This is a genomic window from Campylobacter concisus (genome assembly GCF_902460415.1).
GTDB lineage: Bacteria > Campylobacterota > Campylobacteria > Campylobacterales > Campylobacteraceae > Campylobacter_A > Campylobacter_A concisus_Y.
Genome location: NZ_CABPTY010000001.1, coordinates 4,953 through 25,035, shown reverse-complemented (window position 1 = coordinate 25,035; position 20,083 = coordinate 4,953). Strand labels below are relative to the sequence as shown.

Sequence of the window (20,083 nt, the reverse complement as noted above, 5' to 3'; positions counted from 1 at the left end):
GTCATTACTTCTTACATTTTTATCTTAAATCGTTTTGAATGCTGCAAGCACCTTGAATGTATCTCTTTGCAAAACCTGATTCAAAGCTATCTGAGATCATTCCCATATTATCTAACAGTCTGTATTTTGCATAAGATAGTGCTGTCTCAGTTGTAGCGATCTCTTTTAATGCAGAGTTGTATTCGTTTTCGGCATCAAGTAAGTTTATAAGATCACGACGACCAATTCTAAATTCATCCTGATAAGCATCAAGTGTAGCTTTAGCATATTCAACGTGTTGATTTAAGTATCCCATTTTTTCTTGGTTAAGAACATAATTTTGCCATGAAAATTCCAAAGATTCTTTAAGCTCTCTTACAAGATTATCCAAAGTTTGTTGCTCTTGTTGAACGGCAAGTTGGCTTTTTTCTTTATCTAGTTTATCATTGCCCTTATTGTAAAGGTTATAGTTTAGTCTTAAAAGTGCGTCAAATGTTTGTTCTTCATAATTGTCATATAAAACATTTGAATGATCATACGCACCAGATACAACAAGATCTAGTTTTGGTAAGAATGGCGCATTTTTCTCTTTTACAACTGACTCTGCCATAGCAATATTTGATTTTTGAACTAAAAGTGATGGGTTGCAAAGAATTGCTTTGTTATAAACAGCCTCTTTTGTACTAGGCAAAGGAAGGCTAAACTCAGGCATTACTAAATTTTTAGCTGCAACTTTTTTTCCATATAATTTCTCAAATGTAGAAAGTGCATCTTCATAGTTATTTTTAGCGGCTGTATAGTTTGATTGAGCTAGAGTATAGCGTGATCCAGCTTGTCTCTCTTCAGAAGCTACGCCATAACCTGACCTTGCTCTATCTTTAATTTGGCTATAAATTTCCTCATGACTCTTTACATTTTCTTCTTCAATGTCTAAAATTCTCTTAGTTTGAAGAACTTGCAAGTAAGCATTTGTAGCATTTAATGTAAGTCTATCTGCAGCTTGTGCTACTGAATAAGCAGCTGAATCAAGCCTTGCACTTTGAGAATTTATTCTATTTTTATCAGCACCACCATTGTATAGATTTTCAACCAAAGTTAGAGATGTACCAGAAATTCTTCCATCTCCTCTTCTTGTAGAAACTCCATCATCAAGGCGTTTTTTCTCATATCCCACTCTAGCAGCAGCGTCAAGTGTTGGATAATAGGCATTCTTTGCTATTTTTAGATCTTTACCAACTTGTAGATAGTTAAATTCTGTAGCTTTTAAACTTGGATTTTCTTTTAAAATAGTCTTTATAACTTGATCTAAAGTCAAAACCTCATCATCAACTTGTTGTGCTACTGGTTTTACTTCAGTTGATATAGCTTGTTCTATATTAGATTTTTTTATTGTTTGAGTATCAGTTACAGATGCTTTTGCTCTCATTAAAGCATCTTTATAGCCTAATTCGTTTTGAACTTTAACTAATAGACTATTAGCTTCATCCTCAGAGACTGGAGTTGTGTCAACATATAAAAATTTTCGTCCACCAACCTCATAGATACCTGTAGTTAGTCTGCTGTCAGAGATTTTGTTATTGACTTTATTAATAGCACTGTCGATTCTAGCCTGATTATCATCTTGTGCAAATGAAGCTAGAAAAATCCTATAAGGAACATCTTGAGCTAACAGTACAGTTGCTGCCAAAGCACTAATTGCTAACATCTTTTTCATAACCAAGATCCTTTTACCTTATTTTTATTATTAAGTCTATACTTAAATTTTGATACGAATTATACACCAAGAAATATTAAATGCATTTTAAATATCTTATAACAAAAAAATAATTTTTATATAGTTTTAGAAAAACGCCTTAAATTCTCGGGAATTTTCTTAAGATACTCATCAAAGCACATTGCAATATTGCGTATTATCAGTGTTCCAGTTTCATTTACGCTGATTTTATCTGCTGCAACATTGACAAATTCACTTAAATTTTTAAGCTCCTCAAGCTCTTCCTTAAAGTGTTCAAAGAAATTTATATGAAATTCATTCTCGATAGATTTAATATCAAGCCCAAAATTACTCATTAAGTTCATAATCACACTCTTTCTAAGCAAATCTTCATCACTTAGATAAATTCCCTTTGCATATGGCAACTTTCCACTATCGATCGCCTTTTCATACTCATCCATGTCTTTATGATTTTGCGCGTAGTGTCTTTTGCACTCACCGATACTTGTCACGCCTATACCAATAAGATCAGCGCCACCCTTTGTCGTATAACCCTGAAAATTTCTATGCAAAGTGCCATTTGCCAAAGCGCCAAAAAGCTCATCATTTGGCTTTGCAAAGTGATCCATTCCTATCATTTTGTAGCCATTTTTAGTTAAAAACTCAGCCGTAAATTTTAAAATTTCAAGCTTCACTTCTGGATTTGGCAGTGTCGTTTCATCAAATTTACGCATTGATTTTTTTATCCACGGTACGTGAGCGTAGTTAAATACCGCAAGTCTATCAGGATCAAGTGTAAGGGCTAGTTCAAGCGTCTTTTTAAAGCTCTCTAGGCTTTGATACGGTAGGCCATAGATCAGGTCCATATTGATTGATTTTATGCCTTTTTGCCTAGCCATTTTTACAGCATTTTGAGTGATCTTATAAGGCTGAATTCTATGAATTTCTTTTTGTACCTTTTCATCAAAATCTTGCACGCCGTAACTTATGCGATTAAAGCCATGAGATATGAGCACATCAAGCTGCTCGTTTGTTAAAAATCTCGGATCTATCTCACAGCTTATCTCAGCCTCTTTTGAGAAATTTTTAAATTTAGCTTTGATTAGTTTTATGATCTCATCAAGCTGAGTAGCATTATAAAATGTTGGTGTACCGCCACCAAAGTGCATCTGTAAGACCTCGGAGCTGGTGTCCAGGTGGTGAGCTAAAATTTCAAGCTCTTTTTCTATATATCTTATATATTTCTCTTTGCGATCCTCTTTACTAGTATAGATGACATTACAGCCACAAAAATAACAAGCACTTCTGCAAAATGGTAAGTGTAAATAAAGCGAAAGCGGTCGATTCAGATCACGATTTTCAAGCTCTTTTATATAAGCTTCATAGCTAAATTTATCGCTAAACTCTGGTGCTGTCGGATAGCTAGTATATCTTGGCCCTGGCCTTGAATACTTCACATAAGCACTAAAATCAATCATCTGCCCTACTCCTTGCCATTTGAATCACCTCTTTTATGTCTACAAATAAATTTGGGTGCTCTTTTTTGATATTTTTTACCAGTTTGTCAAGATCAATATTAAATTGTCTACTTTTTTTATCGCTTGCGATCTTTTTTATCTCATCCATAGCAACCACCCAAACATCGCTAAAATCAACCGGAATGTTTTGCCAGATCGTCTTTTCAAGCCTTAGATCAAAATTTTCTTTTTGAGACTCTTTTAAGGCCTCGATCAAAGCTGAAAGCGATTTTACAGAGATTACCGTGTGTAAATTTTGATTTTCATCAATGCCAAACCACGGCTCTTTTGAGTCCCAAGAGCCACTTTTTAAATTTAAAATATGCTCGTTTGGATTTTTTGTTGAAACTATCTCAAAGATCGTTTTTTCAGGGCTACTCAGCCCAAGGTTATTACCGATCTCATCTATCTCATCATATATACTTTTTTCTTTGCTCATCTTCTTCTCTCATTTAGCCAGACCATTACACCTTTTTGGGCATGAAGTCTGTTTTCAGCCTCGCTAAAAATTTCATCCGCGTGCTTCTCAAAAACTGTCTCGCTCACCTCATAGCCTCTATAAGCTGGTAGGCAGTGCAAAAATATCGCATCTTTTTTAGCTAAACTCATCAAATTTTCATCCACGCAGTATCCAGCAAAGTCTTTTAGTCTCTTCTCTTTCTCGGCCTCTTGCCCCATCGATACCCAAGTATCCGTAGTCACTACATCGGCACCATTTACCGCTTCTTTTATATCATTTGTGATAAAAATTTTCGCACCTGAAATTTTTGCGTTTTCATTAGCCATTTTTAAAATTTCAGCGTCCGCCTCATAGCCTTTTGGCGTAGCCACTCTTAGTTCAAGTCCAAGTTTGCTTGCTAGCATGAGCCACGAGTGGGTCATGTTGTTGCCATCTCCTACGTATGCGACCTTCTCGCCTGCGCTAAATTCAAGCATAGTTAGATAGTCTGCCATGAGCTGCACTGGGTGAAATTTATCGCTTAAGCCGTTTATCACTGGCACACTTGAAAATTTAGCAAATTCTTCTAACGTCTCGTGCCTATCGACCCTTAGCATAGCCATGTCGCACATCCTGCTTATCACTCTAGCGGTATCTCGTATAGGCTCGCCGCGGCCTATTTGTATATCATTTTTGCTTAAAAATAGCGCATATCCGCCAAGCTCGTGCATGCCAACATCAAAGCTAACTCTAGTTCTAGTTGAACTTTTTTCAAATATCATCGCAAGCTTTTGGTCTTTAAGATATGGCTTAAATTCTCTAGCTTTCGCCTCTTTTTTGATCTTGCGGGCTAAATTTATCATCTGCTCGATTTCATCTTTGCTAAAGTCATTTAGCGTCAAAAAATGCCTCATCTTAGCCCCTTAAAATTTTGGCTGCTTCTTTTGCGTGATAAGTGATGATCAAATTTGCCCCTGCTCTTTTAAAGCCGATAAGCGTCTCCATCATAACACGCTCGTAGTCGATGATGCCAGCTTTTGCGCCAGCTTTTAGCAGTGCATACTCACCGCTTACGTTATAGACGCAGATTGGTAGAAGGGTTAAATTTCTAAGCTCTCTAACAACATCAAGATAGGCTAGCGCTGGCTTTACCATCAATATATCAGCGCCTTGCGCCTCGTCCTGCAAGCTCTCATTTATGGCTTCAAGGCGGTTTGCGCTGTCCATTTGGTAACTCTTTCTATCGCCAAAGCTTGGTGCACTTTGCGCCACGTCACGAAATGGTCCGTAGTAGGCTGAGGCAAATTTAGTCGAGTATGCCATCACTGGTAAATTTTCATAGCCATTGCTATCAAGCGCCTCTCTTAGCGTTGCGATGATACCATCCATCATACCGCTTGGTGCGATCATATCAGCGCCATTTTGAGCGTGTATCAAGGCTTGTTTGGCTGAAATTTCAAGTGTGGCGTCGTTGTCAATGGTGTTGTGCACGTGGTCGATAATGCCGCAGTGGCCATGATCTGTGTACTCGCAAAAGCAAAGATCTGTGATGACAAATAAATTTGGAAATTTATCTTTTATGGCTCGAAGTGTCGTGGCGATGATACCGTCGTTGCTTAGTGCGTCGCTGCCAACGCTATCTTTTAGGCTTGGTATGCCAAATAAAATGATCGATTTTATGCCTAAATTTACTATCTCTTCGCACTCTTTTAAAATCTCATCGATACTCATTTGATAGACGCCTGGCATTGAAGAAATTTCGTTTTTAATGCCCTTGCCTTCGACTACAAAGAGTGGATAAATAAAATCATTTACGCTAAGGCTCGTCTCTCTTATCATATCTCTTAGGGCTGGATTTATTCTCAATCTTCTAAAACGTTTAAACATATTTTTGCCTTTTCTTTGTTAAAATGCTTGATTTTTAGCTAGTTTAGCATAGTTGGAGTAAATTTAAAATGAAAATAGAAATTTCAAATGTAGCAAATCTACCCTCAAGATTTGGCACTTATAAGGTTCAAGCCTTCAAAGAAGGGGCAAAAGAGCACCTCGTGATCTACAAAGAGCCTCTAAGCGAAGTGGTAAATCTTAGAATTCACTCCGAATGCCTAACTGGCGATGCGATCGGAAGCCTAAAGTGCGACTGCCGCGACCAGCTCGAAGCGAGCCTAAAATATATCGAAGAAAATGGTGGCATGGTCATCTACCTACGTCAAGAGGGTAGAAATATCGGGCTTTTAAACAAGATAAACGCTTACAGCCTCCAAGACAAGGGCTTTGACACGATAGAAGCCAATCACCAGCTAGGTTTTAAGGCTGATGAGAGGACATACGAAGTGGTTGACTTTATCTTAAATCACTACGGCATAAAAGAGGTAAATTTACTCACAAATAACCCATTAAAACTTCACGGACTAAACTCAGTAAAGATTGTAAAACGCGTGCCTATCGTCATAAAACCAAACAAATTTAACGAAGGCTACTTGAAAGTAAAAAAAGAGCAAATGGGACACATCTTGTGATGAAAAATGAGCTTTGCTTGCCAGCTGAATTTAACAAAAAAGTAAAGGCTTACGCTCAAATTTTTGCTAAATTTAATAAGGTTCATAGCTTAAGCAATTATAAAGACATAAGCGAGCAGGTGCTTGATAGCATAAAGCCGCTTGAAATTTTTGATCTAAGTGCTAAAACTGCGATCGATGTTGGCAGTGGGGCTGGCTTTCCAGCGATATTTCTAGCACTTGCGATGCCGCACACTAAGTGGCACCTTTTTGAGCCGATAGCCAAAAAGTCATCATTTCTAAGCTACGCTAAGATCGAGCTTAGCTTGCAAAATTTAGAAGTTCATAGCCAAAAGATCGAGCTTGCAGATAAATTTACGGCTGATCTCATCACTTCAAGGGCGCTTAGCAAGACAAAAGAGCTTATAAAAATTTGCAAGGGATTTTATGATGAGAGCACTAAATTTCTCATCTACAAGGGCTCTAGCGTCATGGAGGAAATTTCAGGCATAGACGCACAAATTTATAATGAAAAAAACAGAAACTACATATTTTTTAATCTCAAAAACCGAGGGGAGATACATTGAAATACTTGCTTTTTGTAGCGATTTTGGTTGCGATTTACATCATATTTTTTAAAAATAGAAAAAATAGCGACAAGATAAGCACCAGCAACTTCGAAGAGTGCAGCAAATGCGGTGTCTTTACAGACATTGACCAAATGGTGCTAAGAGACGGAAAATACATCTGCAAAGAGTGCATAAAGGGTGAGAGATGAAAATTTTAGGTGATGAGCTGATCAAATTTGAACCGCTATTTCTTTGCAAAAGTGAAGATGAAATTTCAAGCGGCAGGCAAAATCTCTTTAAATTTGATAGAAATTTGATAAAAAGAGCGCTAGAAGCTGGAGCAAGCTTTAGCATCATCGCAAATGATACAAACGAAGCTATCATCGCAAACGCCGCTGGAGCAAAATTTATTATTGCCGATATTACGCTAGCAAAAGATCTGGCAAAAGTTGCGCAAAACTACCTATTTGACGCACTTATCGCTGTTTTGATAGAAAGTGAAACAAGCCTTTGCGAGCTTGCGAAATTTGAGATCGACGCGGCGATCCTGCCAAATGCTATAAAAGAATAAGGACAAAAATGGAAATTTTCAAAACTGCTTTTTTAATGGTTGCTTTAATGTTAGTTTTCATCGCTGTTGGTGGCTATGTGGGCGGCGAGCAAGGCATGATGATCGCCTTTTTGATGGCAGCTGGCATGAACCTATTTTCTTACTTTTTCAGCGACAAGCTCGTGCTAAAAAGATATAACGCCATCCCAGTCGATGAGAGCAACGCTCACGGCCTTTACGAGATCGTCTCTCGCCTCACACAAAAGGCGAATTTACCGATGCCAAAAATTTACATCATCCCAGAAGAGGTACCAAATGCCTTTGCCACAGGCCGCAATCCAAGCCACGCAGCTGTCGCGGTAACCGAGGGGCTTTTAAAAATTTTAAATGAAAACGAGATCGAGGGCGTACTAGCTCACGAGCTAAGCCACGTAAGGCACTACGACATCCTAACTGGCTCAATCGCTGCCATATTAGCTGGCGCTATCGCAATGCTTGCAAATTTTGCTAAGATTGGTGGTATTGCTGGGCAGAGTGGCAGTTCAAGAAGAGGTGGCGGTAATGCCATCGTTATGCTAGCACTTGCTATACTCATGCCAATAGCTGCTACAATCATACAAATGGCAATCTCAAGAGAGCGCGAGTACAAGGCGGACAAGGGTGCAGCCTATCTAACAGGACATCCAGAGTGGCTTGCAAGCGCTCTAAGAAAGCTTGAGAGCTACTCAAATTCTTACATTATGCAAAACGCAAGCGAGCAAAGTGCTCATATGTTTATCGTAAATCCATTTGGCTCGCTAACTAACAAGCTTGGCGTACTTTTTAGAACGCATCCAAGCACTAGCGATAGGATTGCTGAGCTTGAAAGACTTGAGCAAGAGATAAAAAGAGGCATGTAGAAAATTTAGTTCTAGTAAAATTTGGGCTAAATTTCTTCTTTTTACCATCTTTTTTGGCTTTAAATTTATAAATTTACAAAAATTTTAAATTTCATGAGTGAGTAATTTAGGCTCTGATTTTAGTGGCAAACTTTTCGAAGCTTAAAATCAGTAGTCGATTCTTATGAGTAAATGGAATTTTAAATTTTGCAAAAAGATCAAAATTTTATAATCAAAGACTGAATTGTAGCCCCAAATTTCACTGCAATTTCTTGCAGTCACGATCTTCTATAGTGTACTCAAAGATCAGCTCACCATTTTCTGAATAAAAAAGCTCATCCAAGGTGACACCGATGCTTAGCATATTTAAGATCTCTTTATCTTTGCAAGCGGTTCGTAAATTCTCTTTTTTGATAGCTTCGATAAATTCCAAAAGCTCTTTCTCTTCAAGCCTTTTGATCTCTTGCTTTCTTGCGTGTTTGACGGCGTATCTATAGATGAGCGTATCACCGACATTTAGGATATCATTAAGCGTAAGTGTTGGCGTACAGATAAATGGGAGCTTTTTTTTGTAGTAAGTTGCGTGATTTTTCGCTGCCATATCTGGCGTAAGAGCCAGGACAAGCGAGCAAAAAAACAGTAAAAAAAGGGCTACTCGCAACTACTTTTATCCAAATTTATATCAAAAAAATGCCTACCCCCAAAACCGTAACTACCGCTTAGAGTGATGCCACGATTTAGCACAGCTCTAGCCATACCTGAGTTACAAAGCGCATCTTTTCCATTTTTATAAAACTCATCTTTTAAAGCTAAAATTTGAGCTTTGTTGTAGCCTTTTATCTTCTTTGTCTTAGTCTCGTTTAAAACAAACTCGCCATGTATGTTTAGCCCGCTGCTACTCACATCTTTTAGCGTAATCATCTCATCGACCCTGCTTGGTAAATTTGGCTTTGCAGTTTGGACGACAAAAGCTGGGATCTGCTTAGTATCAAGCTGATTTAATATCTGCTCATAAATCTTAAACTCGCTCTCTTGTACGCCAAAAGCAAGGCTAGCAAGAGCTAATAAAATGATCTTTTTCATATATTGCCTTTATATAAATTTCCTAGTGATGTTTGGCGAGAGTTTTACTAAAATATCATAACTTATCGTATCAAAAAATTTCGCCCAAATATTTGCATCCTCAAAGACACAGACCCATTCGCCGCTATCTTTACAGCTAAAGCTATCCATAGAAATTTTGCCCAGTATTGGCTCGTTATTGGCAAGTCTTAGCTCGCCACAGCCATTGTATCTTAGCAATCCATCGCCATATCCAAGATCATAAGTGGCTACATTTATATCTTCTTTTGCGCTAAATTTAGCACCATATCCAACACTTTGACCACTTTTTAAAATACGCTTACTAACTCTACTTGCCCATAGTGAAAGTACTGGCTTTAAGTCCAAACTATCACTAAACTGAGCATATCCATACTGAGCGATGCCAACACGCACCATATCATCATCGATTTCACTTGCTCTTTCAAGAGCAGCTGAGTTGTGAGAGTGAAAGATCGGTTTTTTTATACCAAACTCATCGCAAAGAGCTAAAATTTTCTCTTTTGCAGCCCTAAAATTTTCCCTTTGCACAAAATAATCAGCATTTAGCTCATCACTTGCGCGAAAATGAGTATAAGCTCCAAGAAGCTCTAAATTCCTTCTTGTTAAAATTTCAAACGCATAATCAAGCTCGCTAATATCAAGCCCATTTCTATGCATACCAGTGTCAATTGCAAGGTTGATTTTTGAGCCATCTTTTATCTTTAAAAGTGCCTCTATATCATTTATCGCATAGATAAATTTACTACTTTCATTTCCGGTTGGGATATGTGAGAGAATGAGAATATTTTCAAATATATCAGAAATTTCATCTGCTTCAAACTCACTTTTTACAGCACAAATTTCTATACCAAATTTTTTAGCCTCACTAGCAATAAGCCTTACGCCATGGCCATAAGCATTGTCCTTTAATACAACTATTACTTTCTCTTTGCCACCAGCTTTAGCACAAATTTGAGTGAGGTTATGGATATATGAAGCTTTATTCAGACGTATTTCAGACATTAAAATTCACATTAAAAGCAGTATAAACATCCGGTAAAAGTTTTCTTACGTTGTAATCAAATGCATAAAATTTGGCGTAAATTTCTTTCAGATCAGCCTCTTTTACTTTGCTAAAATCAAAAACATCAGTACCATTTTTCTTTGGAACCTGACGGTCAAGCTCAGCAAAAAAAGCAGCTCTTGCCTCTAAAATTTTTTCGATTTTTTCTTTTACTTCTTGAGATTTTTCCACTTTTACTCCTCTATAAAAATTTTCATATCATCGTTATAAAGCTTCACATAAAGCGTCTTTTGCCCAGCAAATTTATGTGTATCTGAAACATAATCCTCATAAAAACTCACACGAAAAAGCCTATCGTTTTTAAGATTTGGATAAGGCGTGATAAGAAAATTTGAAAAACTAATGCGTTTTTTCTCTTTTTTAGAAAAAATAGCCCGCTTCATACTTTTAAATTTTTCCAAGCTCATACCATCGTATCGCTCAAAGTTTTTATCGTAAAATTTAAGATAGTTTTCAATGTCGCTCTCGCTCCATGTCTTTTTCCAGCCCAAAAGTCCAGAAATGATCACTGCAATATCTTTTGTGCTAGCTTCTGGACGCTTATCTTCGTAGATAAATGCAAGTGTTTTTTTGTGATCCACAACATCATCAAATTTCATCAAAGTATCATTTTGCATAGCCACGCAGCCTTTTGTTTTTAGCTCATCTGTCCTTTGACCATCAAGTGGATAGCCATGTATCCAAATGCCACCGCCATTTCGCTTTGCAAGCTTATCAAGTAAATTTGGATACGAAAGCGAAAATGCAAGCGGGCCAAGATATCTATCATTTGGCGTAAATCTACGTGTAAGCTGATACACTCCAACCGGTGTTTTTAGATCGCCTTCAAGAAGCTTATCACCATTTTTGCCAACTATAACGCTTGAGCTAAAAAGCTTTTTTGTAATGCCGCCATTATAAGAGATCACTTCAAGCTTCTTTTTAGTTTTATCAACTACACTTAGAAGTATCTCATTGTCATAATACCCATATCTTACATCCTTGCCTTCAAGCTTTTTTAGCCAGTAATCCTTACTTAAAATATTTTTTTCGATGGCATCAATAACAGCAGCAGAGCCATTTTTTAAGTAAATTTCTTCGTAATTTTGGGCAAAAAGACAAGGCGATAACGCGATGAAGAAAAATATAATTTTTTTCAAGTGAAATATCCCAAAAAGTAAAATTTAGTCCGTAATTATATCCTAAAAAATTTATATTTTTAGATTTTAAAGGTAAATTAAGTAGTTCTAAATGTATAATGTGAAAACCATTATTAATTTTATCACAAAGGAAAAATATGAAAAAAATCGTTTTTGGTGCGATGCTTGCAGCTTCTGCTCTTATGGCGGCTGATATCAGCCTAGAAAATGTTAGAGCTAGAGATACAAAACCTGGCACAAACAATAGTGCAATTTTTATGAATATAAAAAATGCTTCAAATTCTGATGTAAAGCTTATTGGCGCTCACTCAAGCGTTTGCAAAAGTACAGAAATTCATACACACAAAATGAATGATGGTATGATGGCTATGGTTCAAATCGAAGATGCAGTGATCCCAAAAAATGGCGAAACAAAACTAGCTCCTGGTGGTCTACACATTATGCTTATGGATCTAAATAAACCATTAAAAGATGGTGATAAAGTTGATTTAGAGCTAAAATTTAGTAATGGCGAGAGCATAAAGCTTGATAATATCGGAGTAACTAAAAACTTTAAATAATGAAAAAAATCATAATTATTTTTTCATTTATCTTTATTGTTCTAGGTGCTTTTTCGATAGGCTATAAGCTTATGACAACAAGCAAGGAAGATCCACCTGAATTTGCCGATGTAAACACATCGCTAGATCCTTTAAAATGTGATCTAAACAATAAATCTTGCGAGATGGAATTTAAAGGCGTAAAGCTAAAAATAGACATCTCGCCAAGACCTATTTATGCTATGAGACCTTTTAGCTTTAAAATCATTAACGGTAAAAATTTGGGGCTAAAAAATCCTAGTCTTGAGATAGACGGCATAAATATGAATATGGGATCGATCAAAGCAAGACTTGAGCCAAGAGGCGATAACTTAACTGCTCAAGTAGTGCTAAGTGCTTGCGTTGTCGAGCTTATGAGATATAGATTTAAAGTGCTTGATGACGAAAAAGAAACTGGTTTTTTTGTAGATCTTGATCTAAAATTATAGAGGGTAACGATGAAAAAGGCATTTTGGGGCTTAATAATAATCTTAATTTGTATAGGTGTTGCACTTTTGCTAATAAAGCCAAACAAGTATGATTTTAAGGCACTTTCACAAAATGGTGAAGTAAGTCTTAAAAATTATGACGGAAAGTACAAAGTTATATATTTTGGTTATCTTTTTTGCCCCGATGTCTGCCCTACTGCACTCTCTTTGATTGGCGATGAACTAAACAAGCTAAAAAGAGACGACTTTGAGCTACTTTTTATTACGCTTGATCCTGAACGCGACACTCCTGAAAATTTAACCCTAATGGCAAAAAATTTCTACAAAGATGCTGATGGATTAAAACTAAACGCCTTAAAAGAAGTGGCAAAAACCTATGGTGTAAAATTTCAAAAAGTCCGTCTTGAAAACTCAGCCATGGGCTACTCTGTTGCTCACAGCTCTTCAATATACTTAATAGACAAAAAAGGAAATTTTTATAAAGAAATTTCAAATCTAACAAATGAAAACATTGGAGAAAATTTATTAAATTTGATCAAAGATAGACCTTAAGCTAGAAATTTTAGTAAGCCAAAACTGACCTACTAAAATTCTTTATGCAAGCATCATCTCAAGATATTCTAAACTAAAATTTAATTCACTTGTTATACTTTTGATTTTAATGCTCGCTGAGTGATTTTTTCACCCAAAATCTATTAACCCTTGAACATAAATTTAATCTACAAGCCAAACAAGATTGATTAAATATAAGTAGTATTAGCAACAAATTTATTAAGAAGGTCTATATGAAAGGTAGGCTTTTGCACTATAAATTTTAATCACAGTACAAAAGCCAGAAATTTGGTTTTACTATTTCACTCTATGATGCACGCTGCCGCCATAAGTAATATCCTCTGCCTTTACCTCATCACTTGTTAAAATTTCACTTATCTTGCCATTTTCTTCTAGCTTTTTTCTATTTTCTTCGGCATCTTCTTGATAGCTGTAAACCATCGCAACGCTCACCACTCCACTGATAGCTTCTATCTTTTTAAAATTTTTTATCTCATCCTCAATGCTATCTGAACTAACTACCACTACGATTCTATCGTCTGCATCGGTTATTATTTCACACTCTTTTAGCTTTTTTATCTCATTTTTTACACTTTCATTTTTATTATCCGTATAAACTATTAAACTTGAAATATTCATTTAATTCTCCAAAACAAAATTTTATTCTCATAGGCTGAAGTTACGACTTCATTATCGCTTATAAAAACTATGCTATTTATCGTACTTTGTCCAGTTTTTAGCATTGCGATATTTTCTAAGCTTTTGCTATCAACTAAATTTACATCGCTCATCTCATCGCTCATATAAGCCGCCACTCTGCCATCATCGCTAAGGCCGACGCCATAGACCAAAAAGCCGGTATTTATCTTTTTTAGGCTCCCAGCTGAGAATATCCCCACGATCCTGTCGGTACCTCCGCTGATCATGACACCATTTTTATAGGAGATGTCGTAGATATTGTCTGTATGAATGTCTAAAATTTGATCCATTTTTTTAGCTTTTATATTATAAAAGTAGACCTTCCCACTCTCACAAGCGATAGCTAGCGTGCTTCTATCTTCGCTTATCTCCATATCTGAGAGCATCGCGATTGAAATTTTAAAGCTATCATAGATTTCGCCACTTTTTAAGTTTAAAAAGTAAATTTCATTGCTAATTGAAGCAAGCGCAACATGCTCATTATCTAAAAATAATGCCTTTTTTATCGCTTGATTATCCATTTTTATGCTTCTCATCTGCCCATTTTCTCTTAGATGAAGCACCTTTGTAGCGTAATCACCTTCGCTAAGTATAAGAGTTTTGCCATCAATTTCATCAATGCTTAAAATTTTTGGTCTTTCATGATCACTAACGTAGGTTTTTATATCATCCATCTTAATGATCTCTTCAAATTTAGACTCTTTAGGATCATAAATTTCAACCGTTCCTCCATCAGTCGCGATAAAGAGTTTGCCATTTATTAGTGTTGTGCTTAGCACATTTGCACTAGCCTCTATTTGCTTGTATGGAGTGGTAATTTCACTTGCAAAGATAAAATTTAATAGACAAAAAATAAAAAACAAAGCTCTCATAAGGCCTCCATTTGAAGTGAATTTTTAAAGCAAACATCAAAGCACTCGCCGCAACTTACACAGTTTTGATTAACAATAGGACGAAAAACGCCAAGAAATTCGACTGCTTTAAATTTGCAAGCATCAAGGCAGTTATAGCAGATCGTATCGTTCCATGCTAGACAGCTAGAAACATCGATGCTAACTTTTGCATTTATACTCTTTGGTGAGTTTAAGCTTAATGTCTTCTTACCAAGACTCTCGCAAGCCTTTGCGCACTCTTCGCAAAAGTCACAGCCCAGCTTTTTAACTTTAAAAACTACCCTTTCATTTTCAAAGCTAAGAAGCTCTTTTTCACAAGCATTTACGCAGCTAGCATCGCATCCACCGCAGTCAAACTCTCCGCTAAAAAATGGCGGAGTTATAAATTTGGGAGCAGATTTTGCCCCCAAAATTTTACTAAAAAGCTCTCGCCTGCTTTGCATTATTTAACACCATCGTTTAAAACATCTAGCAAGTTTGACTTATGAGTGCCATTTTTATCTCTAAAATCAGGCTTAAATTTATTGCCAACAAGCTGCGTTACGCCATTTTGTTGCTCAACGTGGCATGTTGTGCAGTTATATCTTTCATCATCAAGCTTGCCTGCGAGATCTTTTTTGTTTCTAATATCATAAAAGTGAGATGATGGTATCGGTGTTGCTCCACTATCTTTTGCAAACTCAGGCATATGGCAGGTTACGCACATATTCATATCCTTTTTGATAGGCACTAAACCCTCAGTATCGTGTGGGATAAATGGTGGTGCATTTTCAAAAGACCTATCAAATTTCTTTGACATACCAGCTGGCTCTTTTGTGTAGTTCACATCTTTTAATACAACGTCTTTATCGTCTAGCAAATCGATATTTCTAAGGCCGATTTGCGAATCGCTAATACTTGGATTATTAAAAGCACATGCCGCAAAAAACGCAGCACACAATCCTCCAAGCATCATTATTTTTATTTTCATTTTTCTCTCCTTAAATTTCTAATACTAAATTTCAATGCCCCATCTCCACAAACATCAATGCACCTGCCACAGCTTATACACTCGCTTGAGCTAACCGAGCGGCTCTCTTTACCGATCATGTCAAGCACTTGCATCTCTGGACAAATAAGCTTACATTTCATACATTTTGTACAAGCCTGGGCATCATGTTTTACTCTAATTAGGGCAAATTTTGAGATGATGGCATAAAAGGCACCAAGTGGACAAACGTGCGAGCAAATGCCACGCTTTAACACAAACATATCAAAAGCAATGATCGCAACCGCTATGCCTAAAGCACTAGCTGAGCCGTAAATAATGCCACGCTGAATAATGCCAATATAGCTAACGCTCTCAAATACTGGATAAGATAAAGCAAGGCTTAATATAAGAGCAAGAGCCAGCAAGTAATAACGTAAATTTTTACTCACATTTAAGACTTTTTCGCCCTTAAAGCCAAATTTTTCTCTTAGTTTAAAAGTGATATCGGTTAGTAAATTTATTGGGCATATCCACGAACAAAACACTCTTGGAGCAACTAGCGCGTAAAACGCCAAGATAATGCCAGCTCCAATAATTGCATTTATGCCAGCACTAAAGCTTGCAAGTAAAATTTGGACCAAAGCAAATGGATCGCTTAGTGGAATTTTTCCAAAAAGCAAAGATGAACTTAAATTTCCGCTAAGTATCTTAACTCCATAAAAATTTCCTAGGATAAATAGTGCTAGGATAGAAATTTGAGTTATTCGTCTTAAGATTAAAAATTTCATAGCTCACCACCATTTAGATAATCAGTCGCTTTTTTAATGTCAAGCTTTATTTTGCTGTCTGCATCGTCTATGCGTCTTTCATCTTCTTTTATCCAGCCTTTGACGTAGTTATCGCCTACTTTGCCAAGCACCGCGTCACGGTTTAGCACGGTAATGGCTGCTTTTTTAGTGATACAGGCTCGCTCGCATAGGCCACATCCAGTACAGATGTCGCTATCGACGACTGGAAGTAAAAAGGCATGCTTTTGCGTCCTTTCGTTGCGGCGATACTCAAGATACAAGGCTTTATCCAAAAGAGGACAAGCCCTGTAACAAGCATCGCACTGTATACCCCAGTGTGCCACGCAGTTTTTCATATCGACCACCGCAACACCCATTTTGGCCTTATTTATGTCAAGCTTACCTTTTGTGCTTACTAAATTTACGTCCAAAGCTCCAGTCGGACAGGCTGGCACACATGGGATATTTTCACACATATAGCAAGGAATTTTTCTAGGCTCAAAATAAGGCGTTCCAATGCTTATGCCATCCTCTAGCGATGAGAGCTTTAGCGTATCAAATGGACAAGCCTCTACGCAAAGCCCACACCTAATGCAGCTTTGTAAAAATTGCTTCTCTTCTTTTGCGCCAGGAGGTCTAAGAAGCATAAGTGGCGAAGCTTTGGCACTAAGCGACCAAACAAAGCCTCCACCAAGAGCCAAAAGCGCTACTTTTGCTCCAAATTTTAAAGCCTCTCGCCTACTTGAAAATCCCATATCGCTCACCTATGCTTTGTAAATTTTAACCGCACACTTTTTATAATCAGTCTCTTTTGAGATTGGGCAAGTAGCGTCAAGACATACTTTGTTTATATATACGTTTTCATCAAAGAAAGGCACATAAACAAGACCTACTGGCGGCTTATTTCTACCTTTTAGATCAACTCTTGCTTTTACCTTGCCACGGCGTGATTCGACCCAAACGATCTCATTTTGCATTACGCCAAGATTTTTAGCATCATCTTCATGCATGTAGCAAAGTGCCTCTGGAACAGCCCTATAAAGCTCAGGAACACGCATGGTCATAGTACCTGTATGCCAGTGCTCTAGCACACGGCCAGTACATAGCCAGAACGGATACTCTTTGCTTGGCATCTCGCATGGATCCATGTAAGGACGGAAGAAAATTTTTGCTTTATTTGCAAGAGACGTTTTCTCTTTATTTTGTACGCCTTTTAGATCACCTGTTGGAAGAGCTGCATTTTTGTTGCCGTAGAATGCAAATTTATCATTTGGAGCAGCTTTTTTAGCGTATGGGTCAAATTTAGTGTTAAATCTCCACTGTGTCTCTTTGCCATCAACTACTGGCCATCTAAGGCCTCTTACTCTGTGGTAAGTATCAAAATCAGCTAGGTCGTGGCCGTGTCCAACGCCAAATTTTCTATACTCTTCCCAAAGATATTTGTGGATGAAAAATCCATATCCTTTAAATTCTTTACCATCTGAGCCGATCACTTTTCTGCTATCGCCAAATACTTCTGTATTGTCGTAGTTTTCCATTATCGGATCGTTTGCGCTAAATTTCTTAGCCTCTTCGTTTGCAAAAAGCACGTCAAATAGCGTATCTTCTTCGCTGTATCCCATAGCTTTAGCCTCTTCAAGCACACTTGGAAGTGTCACTTTATCGTTTAGTTTTTTCTCGCCCCAAACGTCTTTTAGCTTAAAGCGCTTGCTAAATTCCATCATTTGCCAAATATCAGGCATCGCTTCACCAACTGGAAGTACTTGCTGTCTCCAGTGCTGTGTTCTTCTTTCGGCATTACCGTATGCGCCCCATTTTTCATAGATCATCGCAGTTGGAAGAATAAGGTCAGCTACTTTTGCAGAAATTCCTGGATAAGGATCGCTTACAACGATGAAGTTGTCCATCTCGCGAGCCGCTTTTATCCAGTGGTTTGCATTTGCAGTATTTTGCCATGGGTTGTTTACTTGAACCCAGATAAATTTAACCTTACCGTCTTCAAGATCACGCATCATTTTTACGTAGTGAGAAGCGAGCACGCCACTTAGTGTTCCAGCAGGAAGTTTCCAAATTTTTTCAGTTATCTCTCTATGTTTTGGATTCTCAATAACCATGTCAGCTGGCAAGCGGTGAACAAATGTTCCAACCTCTCTTGCAGTTCCACACGCACTTGGTTGGCCAGTTAGAGAAAATGCTCCTGAGCCTGGAAGTGCTTGTTTGCCGAGTAAAAAGTGAACCATATAAGCTTGCTCATTTACCCATGTACCACGTTGGTGTTGATTAAAGCCCATCGTCCAAAAACTTACGACTTTGCGGTTTTTCTCAATGTAAAGATCGGCAAGTGCTTTTAGTTTTTTCTTAAATTCTTCTATATCTTCGTTAGGATCGCCCTTTGCCACCTTTGCTGTAAAGTCAAGTGTGTAAGGTGCAAGAGCTTTTTTAAACTCTTCAAATGTTATTTGCCAATGTGCGCCAGATTTTGCAGCATTTTTATTTTCTAGCGTATCGCCAGCTTTTAGTCCAAGATATGCAAGTGTAACACCCTCAGCTTCACTTAGCACCTTTGACTTCTCAGTAGCAGCAGTATCTAGCTCGCTTGGAGCATATTTTTTATGATTAATGTCTGGACGAAGACCATATCCGATATCGGCTGGACCAGTTGTAAATACACAGTGTTTTTTAACAAATTCTTCATCGATCATCTCTGGGTGGTTATAAACTATCTCACGAGCGATGTAGTTCCAGATAGCAAGGTCAGATGACGGAGCAAAGATGATCTCTATGTCAGCTAAATTTGATGTTCTAGTTGAGTAAGTGCTTAAATTTACAACCTTTACTCTATCAGGATCGCTAAGCTTTCTATCGCTTACGCGTGCCCAAAGTATCGGGTGCATCTCAGCCATATTTGCACCCCAAGCTACGATAGTATCAGTTAGTTCGATATCATCAAAACAGCCTGATGGCTCGTCTATACCAAAAACTTGCATAAAGCCAACAACCGCGCTTGCCATGCAGTGTCTTGCGTTTGGATCGATGCTATTGCTTCTAAAGCCACCTTTTATAAGCTTAACAGCAGCGTAACCTTCTGGAATAGTATATTGACCAGAGCCTAGAACTCCGATACCATGAGGTCCTAGCTCATCATATGCTTTTCTAAACTGAGCCTCCATAACATCAAATGCTTGCTTCCAGCTTACTTGCTTAAATTTACCTTTTTTATCAAATTCGCCTTTTTCATTTACACGTAAAAGCGGATGAGTGATCCTATCCTCGCCGTACATGATTTTAGCATTAAAATAGCCTTTAATGCAGTTTAGGCCGCGATTCACTGGTGCTTCTGGATCTCCTTTCACGGCTACTATCTTGCCCTCTTTTGTAGCGACCATGATGCCACAGCCTGTTCCACAAAACCTACAAGCGGCCTTATCCCAGCGCCAGCCTTTTTCGGCTTCGCTTGCTGCACTTAGTGAGCTTGGTACGGCTATACCAGCACTAGCACAAGCAGCACTAGCTGCAGCACTTTTTATGAATTCTCGTCGATTCATTCTTTCTCCTTTAAAGATTTAAAACAAATTTAGTTGATATTAACCTTGTAAAACTTATTTACAACTGATTTACATTTACAAAAATTTCAAAAAACTTAAGCCAAAAATGTAAATATTTTTCTACATAAAAATATTAATTTTCTCACAAAGTACGATTTT

The 20,083-nt window shown here is 37.5% G+C and carries 25 protein-coding genes; 8 read left to right on the top strand and 17 right to left on the bottom strand.

Annotated elements, in window-relative coordinates; translation table 11 throughout:
- Positions 1 to 19: 19 nt before the first annotated feature.
- From FZ940_RS00135 to hemB, 5 genes are all read right to left on the bottom strand, one after another.
- A complete protein-coding gene (locus FZ940_RS00135) occupies positions 20 to 1,693 on the bottom strand; it encodes a TolC family protein (protein ID WP_148821066.1) in 1,674 nt (557 codons plus the stop codon).
- A gap of 116 nt (positions 1,694 to 1,809) precedes the next feature.
- On the bottom strand, positions 1,810 to 3,171 hold the full coding sequence (gene hemN, locus FZ940_RS00130; protein WP_148821065.1) for an oxygen-independent coproporphyrinogen III oxidase: 1,362 nt from the start codon (positions 3,169 to 3,171) through the stop codon (positions 1,810 to 1,812).
- On the bottom strand, positions 3,164 to 3,649 hold the full coding sequence (locus tag FZ940_RS00125; protein ID WP_054196394.1) for a DUF2603 domain-containing protein: 486 nt from the start codon (positions 3,647 to 3,649) through the stop codon (positions 3,164 to 3,166). The genes hemN and FZ940_RS00125 overlap by 8 nt, the downstream gene beginning before the upstream one ends.
- Positions 3,646 to 4,563: an ornithine carbamoyltransferase gene (gene argF, locus FZ940_RS00120; RefSeq protein ID WP_148821064.1), complete on the bottom strand. Its 918-nt coding sequence runs from the start codon at positions 4,561 to 4,563 to the stop codon at positions 3,646 to 3,648. Before argF ends, FZ940_RS00125 begins: the two co-directional genes overlap by 4 nt.
- A 1-nt stretch (position 4,564) precedes the next feature.
- Positions 4,565 to 5,536: a porphobilinogen synthase gene (gene hemB / locus FZ940_RS00115; RefSeq protein ID WP_148798294.1), complete on the bottom strand. Its 972-nt coding sequence runs from the start codon at positions 5,534 to 5,536 to the stop codon at positions 4,565 to 4,567.
- A gap of 68 nt (positions 5,537 to 5,604) precedes the next feature.
- On the opposite strand from hemB, the gene ribA reads away from it, so the two are divergent.
- From ribA to htpX, 5 genes are read left to right on the top strand one after another with little or no spacing between them, the layout of a single operon-like run.
- On the top strand, positions 5,605 to 6,168 hold the full coding sequence (gene ribA, locus FZ940_RS00110; RefSeq protein ID WP_148798292.1) for a GTP cyclohydrolase II: 564 nt from the start codon (positions 5,605 to 5,607) through the stop codon (positions 6,166 to 6,168).
- Positions 6,168 to 6,734 carry a 16S rRNA (guanine(527)-N(7))-methyltransferase RsmG gene (gene rsmG, locus FZ940_RS00105; protein ID WP_148798290.1) on the top strand — a complete coding sequence of 189 codons (567 nt, stop codon included), beginning with the start codon at positions 6,168 to 6,170 and terminating at the stop codon, positions 6,732 to 6,734. The genes ribA and rsmG overlap by 1 nt, the downstream gene beginning before the upstream one ends.
- Positions 6,731 to 6,925, top strand: a complete 195-nt coding sequence (locus FZ940_RS00100; RefSeq protein ID WP_148821063.1) for a hypothetical protein — start codon at positions 6,731 to 6,733, stop codon at positions 6,923 to 6,925. The genes rsmG and FZ940_RS00100 overlap by 4 nt, the downstream gene beginning before the upstream one ends.
- Entirely contained in the window at positions 6,922 to 7,287 is a 366-nt protein-coding gene (locus FZ940_RS00095) for a hypothetical protein (RefSeq protein WP_148821062.1), read from the top strand. The genes FZ940_RS00100 and FZ940_RS00095 overlap by 4 nt, the downstream gene beginning before the upstream one ends.
- Before the next feature lie 8 nt (positions 7,288 to 7,295).
- On the top strand, positions 7,296 to 8,165 hold the full coding sequence (gene htpX, locus FZ940_RS00090) for a zinc metalloprotease HtpX (protein ID WP_148821061.1): 870 nt from the start codon (positions 7,296 to 7,298) through the stop codon (positions 8,163 to 8,165).
- A 238-nt stretch (positions 8,166 to 8,403) separates the two neighbouring features.
- On the opposite strand, the gene FZ940_RS00085 is transcribed toward htpX, so the two are convergent.
- Genes FZ940_RS00085 through pgp2 form a run of 5 tightly spaced genes read right to left on the bottom strand, consistent with a single transcriptional unit; the run spans position 8,404 to position 11,450 of the window.
- Positions 8,404 to 8,745 (bottom strand): hypothetical protein, encoded by a 342-nt coding sequence (locus FZ940_RS00085; protein WP_187422118.1) that lies wholly within the window; start codon positions 8,743 to 8,745, stop codon positions 8,404 to 8,406.
- A gap of 50 nt (positions 8,746 to 8,795) precedes the next feature.
- Entirely contained in the window at positions 8,796 to 9,227 is a 432-nt protein-coding gene (locus tag FZ940_RS00080) for a peptide deformylase (RefSeq protein ID WP_148821059.1), read from the bottom strand.
- Between the two features lie 9 nt (positions 9,228 to 9,236).
- Positions 9,237 to 10,250: an alanine racemase gene (locus FZ940_RS00075; protein WP_148821058.1), complete on the bottom strand. Its 1,014-nt coding sequence runs from the start codon at positions 10,248 to 10,250 to the stop codon at positions 9,237 to 9,239.
- Positions 10,243 to 10,482, bottom strand: coding sequence for a CmeU family protein (gene cmeU, locus FZ940_RS00070; protein WP_087576821.1), 240 nt, complete (start codon positions 10,480 to 10,482; stop codon positions 10,243 to 10,245). Before cmeU ends, FZ940_RS00075 begins: the two co-directional genes overlap by 8 nt.
- A 2-nt stretch (positions 10,483 to 10,484) precedes the next feature.
- The gene (gene pgp2, locus FZ940_RS00065; protein ID WP_148821057.1) at positions 10,485 to 11,450 is read right to left on the bottom strand and encodes a cell shape-determining L,D-carboxypeptidase Pgp2; all 966 of its coding nucleotides are present in this window, start codon (positions 11,448 to 11,450) and stop codon (positions 10,485 to 10,487) included.
- 137 nt (positions 11,451 to 11,587) lie between these two features.
- Between pgp2 and FZ940_RS00060 the strand changes: the two genes are divergently transcribed.
- The 3 genes from FZ940_RS00060 to FZ940_RS00050 all read left to right on the top strand — a co-directional run bounded on the left by FZ940_RS00060 (position 11,588) and on the right by FZ940_RS00050 (position 13,029).
- A complete protein-coding gene (locus FZ940_RS00060) occupies positions 11,588 to 12,010 on the top strand; it encodes a copper chaperone PCu(A)C (RefSeq protein WP_054196384.1) in 423 nt (140 codons plus the stop codon).
- Between the two features lie 71 nt (positions 12,011 to 12,081).
- Complete coding sequence (locus FZ940_RS00055; protein ID WP_021090968.1) at positions 12,082 to 12,477, top strand: hypothetical protein; 396 nt, start codon at positions 12,082 to 12,084, stop codon at positions 12,475 to 12,477.
- A 9-nt stretch (positions 12,478 to 12,486) separates the two neighbouring features.
- Positions 12,487 to 13,029 (top strand): SCO family protein, encoded by a 543-nt coding sequence (locus tag FZ940_RS00050; protein WP_054196383.1) that lies wholly within the window; start codon positions 12,487 to 12,489, stop codon positions 13,027 to 13,029.
- Positions 13,030 to 13,326: 297 nt separating this feature from the next.
- On the opposite strand, the gene FZ940_RS00045 is transcribed toward FZ940_RS00050, so the two are convergent.
- Genes FZ940_RS00045 through napA form a run of 7 tightly spaced genes read right to left on the bottom strand, consistent with a single transcriptional unit; the run spans position 13,327 to position 19,924 of the window.
- Complete coding sequence (locus FZ940_RS00045; protein ID WP_072594844.1) at positions 13,327 to 13,668, bottom strand: chaperone NapD; 342 nt, start codon at positions 13,666 to 13,668, stop codon at positions 13,327 to 13,329.
- Positions 13,665 to 14,600, bottom strand: coding sequence for a WD40 repeat domain-containing protein (locus tag FZ940_RS00040; RefSeq protein WP_148798277.1), 936 nt, complete (start codon positions 14,598 to 14,600; stop codon positions 13,665 to 13,667). The genes FZ940_RS00045 and FZ940_RS00040 overlap by 4 nt, the downstream gene beginning before the upstream one ends.
- Entirely contained in the window at positions 14,597 to 15,064 is a 468-nt protein-coding gene (locus tag FZ940_RS00035) for a 4Fe-4S dicluster domain-containing protein (RefSeq protein WP_107811448.1), read from the bottom strand. The genes FZ940_RS00040 and FZ940_RS00035 overlap by 4 nt, the downstream gene beginning before the upstream one ends.
- Entirely contained in the window at positions 15,064 to 15,591 is a 528-nt protein-coding gene (locus FZ940_RS00030; RefSeq protein WP_148821056.1) for a nitrate reductase cytochrome c-type subunit, read from the bottom strand. Before FZ940_RS00030 ends, FZ940_RS00035 begins: the two co-directional genes overlap by 1 nt.
- Positions 15,588 to 16,379, bottom strand: a complete 792-nt coding sequence (gene napH, locus FZ940_RS00025; RefSeq protein WP_148821055.1) for a quinol dehydrogenase ferredoxin subunit NapH — start codon at positions 16,377 to 16,379, stop codon at positions 15,588 to 15,590. Before napH ends, FZ940_RS00030 begins: the two co-directional genes overlap by 4 nt.
- Positions 16,376 to 17,134, bottom strand: coding sequence for a ferredoxin-type protein NapG (napG, locus tag FZ940_RS00020; protein ID WP_087577164.1), 759 nt, complete (start codon positions 17,132 to 17,134; stop codon positions 16,376 to 16,378). Before napG ends, napH begins: the two co-directional genes overlap by 4 nt.
- A gap of 9 nt (positions 17,135 to 17,143) precedes the next feature.
- On the bottom strand, positions 17,144 to 19,924 hold the full coding sequence (gene napA, locus FZ940_RS00015; protein WP_148821054.1) for a nitrate reductase catalytic subunit NapA: 2,781 nt from the start codon (positions 19,922 to 19,924) through the stop codon (positions 17,144 to 17,146).
- Positions 19,925 to 20,083: the final 159 nt, after the last annotated feature.

Coding starts and splice junctions, on each gene's coding strand:
- FZ940_RS00135 (WP_148821066.1), bottom strand. CDS start 1,693: ATGAAAAAGATGTTAGCAATTAGTGCTTTGGCAGCAACTGTACTGTTA.
- hemN (WP_148821065.1), bottom strand. CDS start 3,171: ATGATTGATTTTAGTGCTTATGTGAAGTATTCAAGGCCAGGGCCAAGA.
- FZ940_RS00125 (WP_054196394.1), bottom strand. CDS start 3,649: ATGAGCAAAGAAAAAAGTATATATGATGAGATAGATGAGATCGGTAAT.
- argF (WP_148821064.1), bottom strand. CDS start 4,563: ATGAGGCATTTTTTGACGCTAAATGACTTTAGCAAAGATGAAATCGAG.
- hemB (WP_148798294.1), bottom strand. CDS start 5,536: ATGTTTAAACGTTTTAGAAGATTGAGAATAAATCCAGCCCTAAGAGAT.
- ribA (WP_148798292.1), top strand. CDS start 5,605: ATGAAAATAGAAATTTCAAATGTAGCAAATCTACCCTCAAGATTTGGC.
- rsmG (WP_148798290.1), top strand. CDS start 6,168: ATGAAAAATGAGCTTTGCTTGCCAGCTGAATTTAACAAAAAAGTAAAG.
- FZ940_RS00095 (WP_148821062.1), top strand. CDS start 6,922: ATGAAAATTTTAGGTGATGAGCTGATCAAATTTGAACCGCTATTTCTT.
- htpX (WP_148821061.1), top strand. CDS start 7,296: ATGGAAATTTTCAAAACTGCTTTTTTAATGGTTGCTTTAATGTTAGTT.
- FZ940_RS00085 (WP_187422118.1), bottom strand. CDS start 8,745: ATGGCAGCGAAAAATCACGCAACTTACTACAAAAAAAAGCTCCCATTT.
- FZ940_RS00080 (WP_148821059.1), bottom strand. CDS start 9,227: ATGAAAAAGATCATTTTATTAGCTCTTGCTAGCCTTGCTTTTGGCGTA.
- FZ940_RS00075 (WP_148821058.1), bottom strand. CDS start 10,250: ATGTCTGAAATACGTCTGAATAAAGCTTCATATATCCATAACCTCACT.
- FZ940_RS00060 (WP_054196384.1), top strand. CDS start 11,588: ATGAAAAAAATCGTTTTTGGTGCGATGCTTGCAGCTTCTGCTCTTATG.
- FZ940_RS00055 (WP_021090968.1), top strand. CDS start 12,082: ATGACAACAAGCAAGGAAGATCCACCTGAATTTGCCGATGTAAACACA.
- FZ940_RS00050 (WP_054196383.1), top strand. CDS start 12,487: ATGAAAAAGGCATTTTGGGGCTTAATAATAATCTTAATTTGTATAGGT.
- FZ940_RS00045 (WP_072594844.1), bottom strand. CDS start 13,668: ATGAATATTTCAAGTTTAATAGTTTATACGGATAATAAAAATGAAAGT.
- FZ940_RS00040 (WP_148798277.1), bottom strand. CDS start 14,600: ATGAGAGCTTTGTTTTTTATTTTTTGTCTATTAAATTTTATCTTTGCA.
- FZ940_RS00035 (WP_107811448.1), bottom strand. CDS start 15,064: ATGCAAAGCAGGCGAGAGCTTTTTAGTAAAATTTTGGGGGCAAAATCT.
- FZ940_RS00030 (WP_148821056.1), bottom strand. CDS start 15,591: ATGAAAATAAAAATAATGATGCTTGGAGGATTGTGTGCTGCGTTTTTT.
- napH (WP_148821055.1), bottom strand. CDS start 16,379: ATGAAATTTTTAATCTTAAGACGAATAACTCAAATTTCTATCCTAGCA.
- napG (WP_087577164.1), bottom strand. CDS start 17,134: ATGGGATTTTCAAGTAGGCGAGAGGCTTTAAAATTTGGAGCAAAAGTA.
- napA (WP_148821054.1), bottom strand. CDS start 19,924: ATGAATCGACGAGAATTCATAAAAAGTGCTGCAGCTAGTGCTGCTTGT.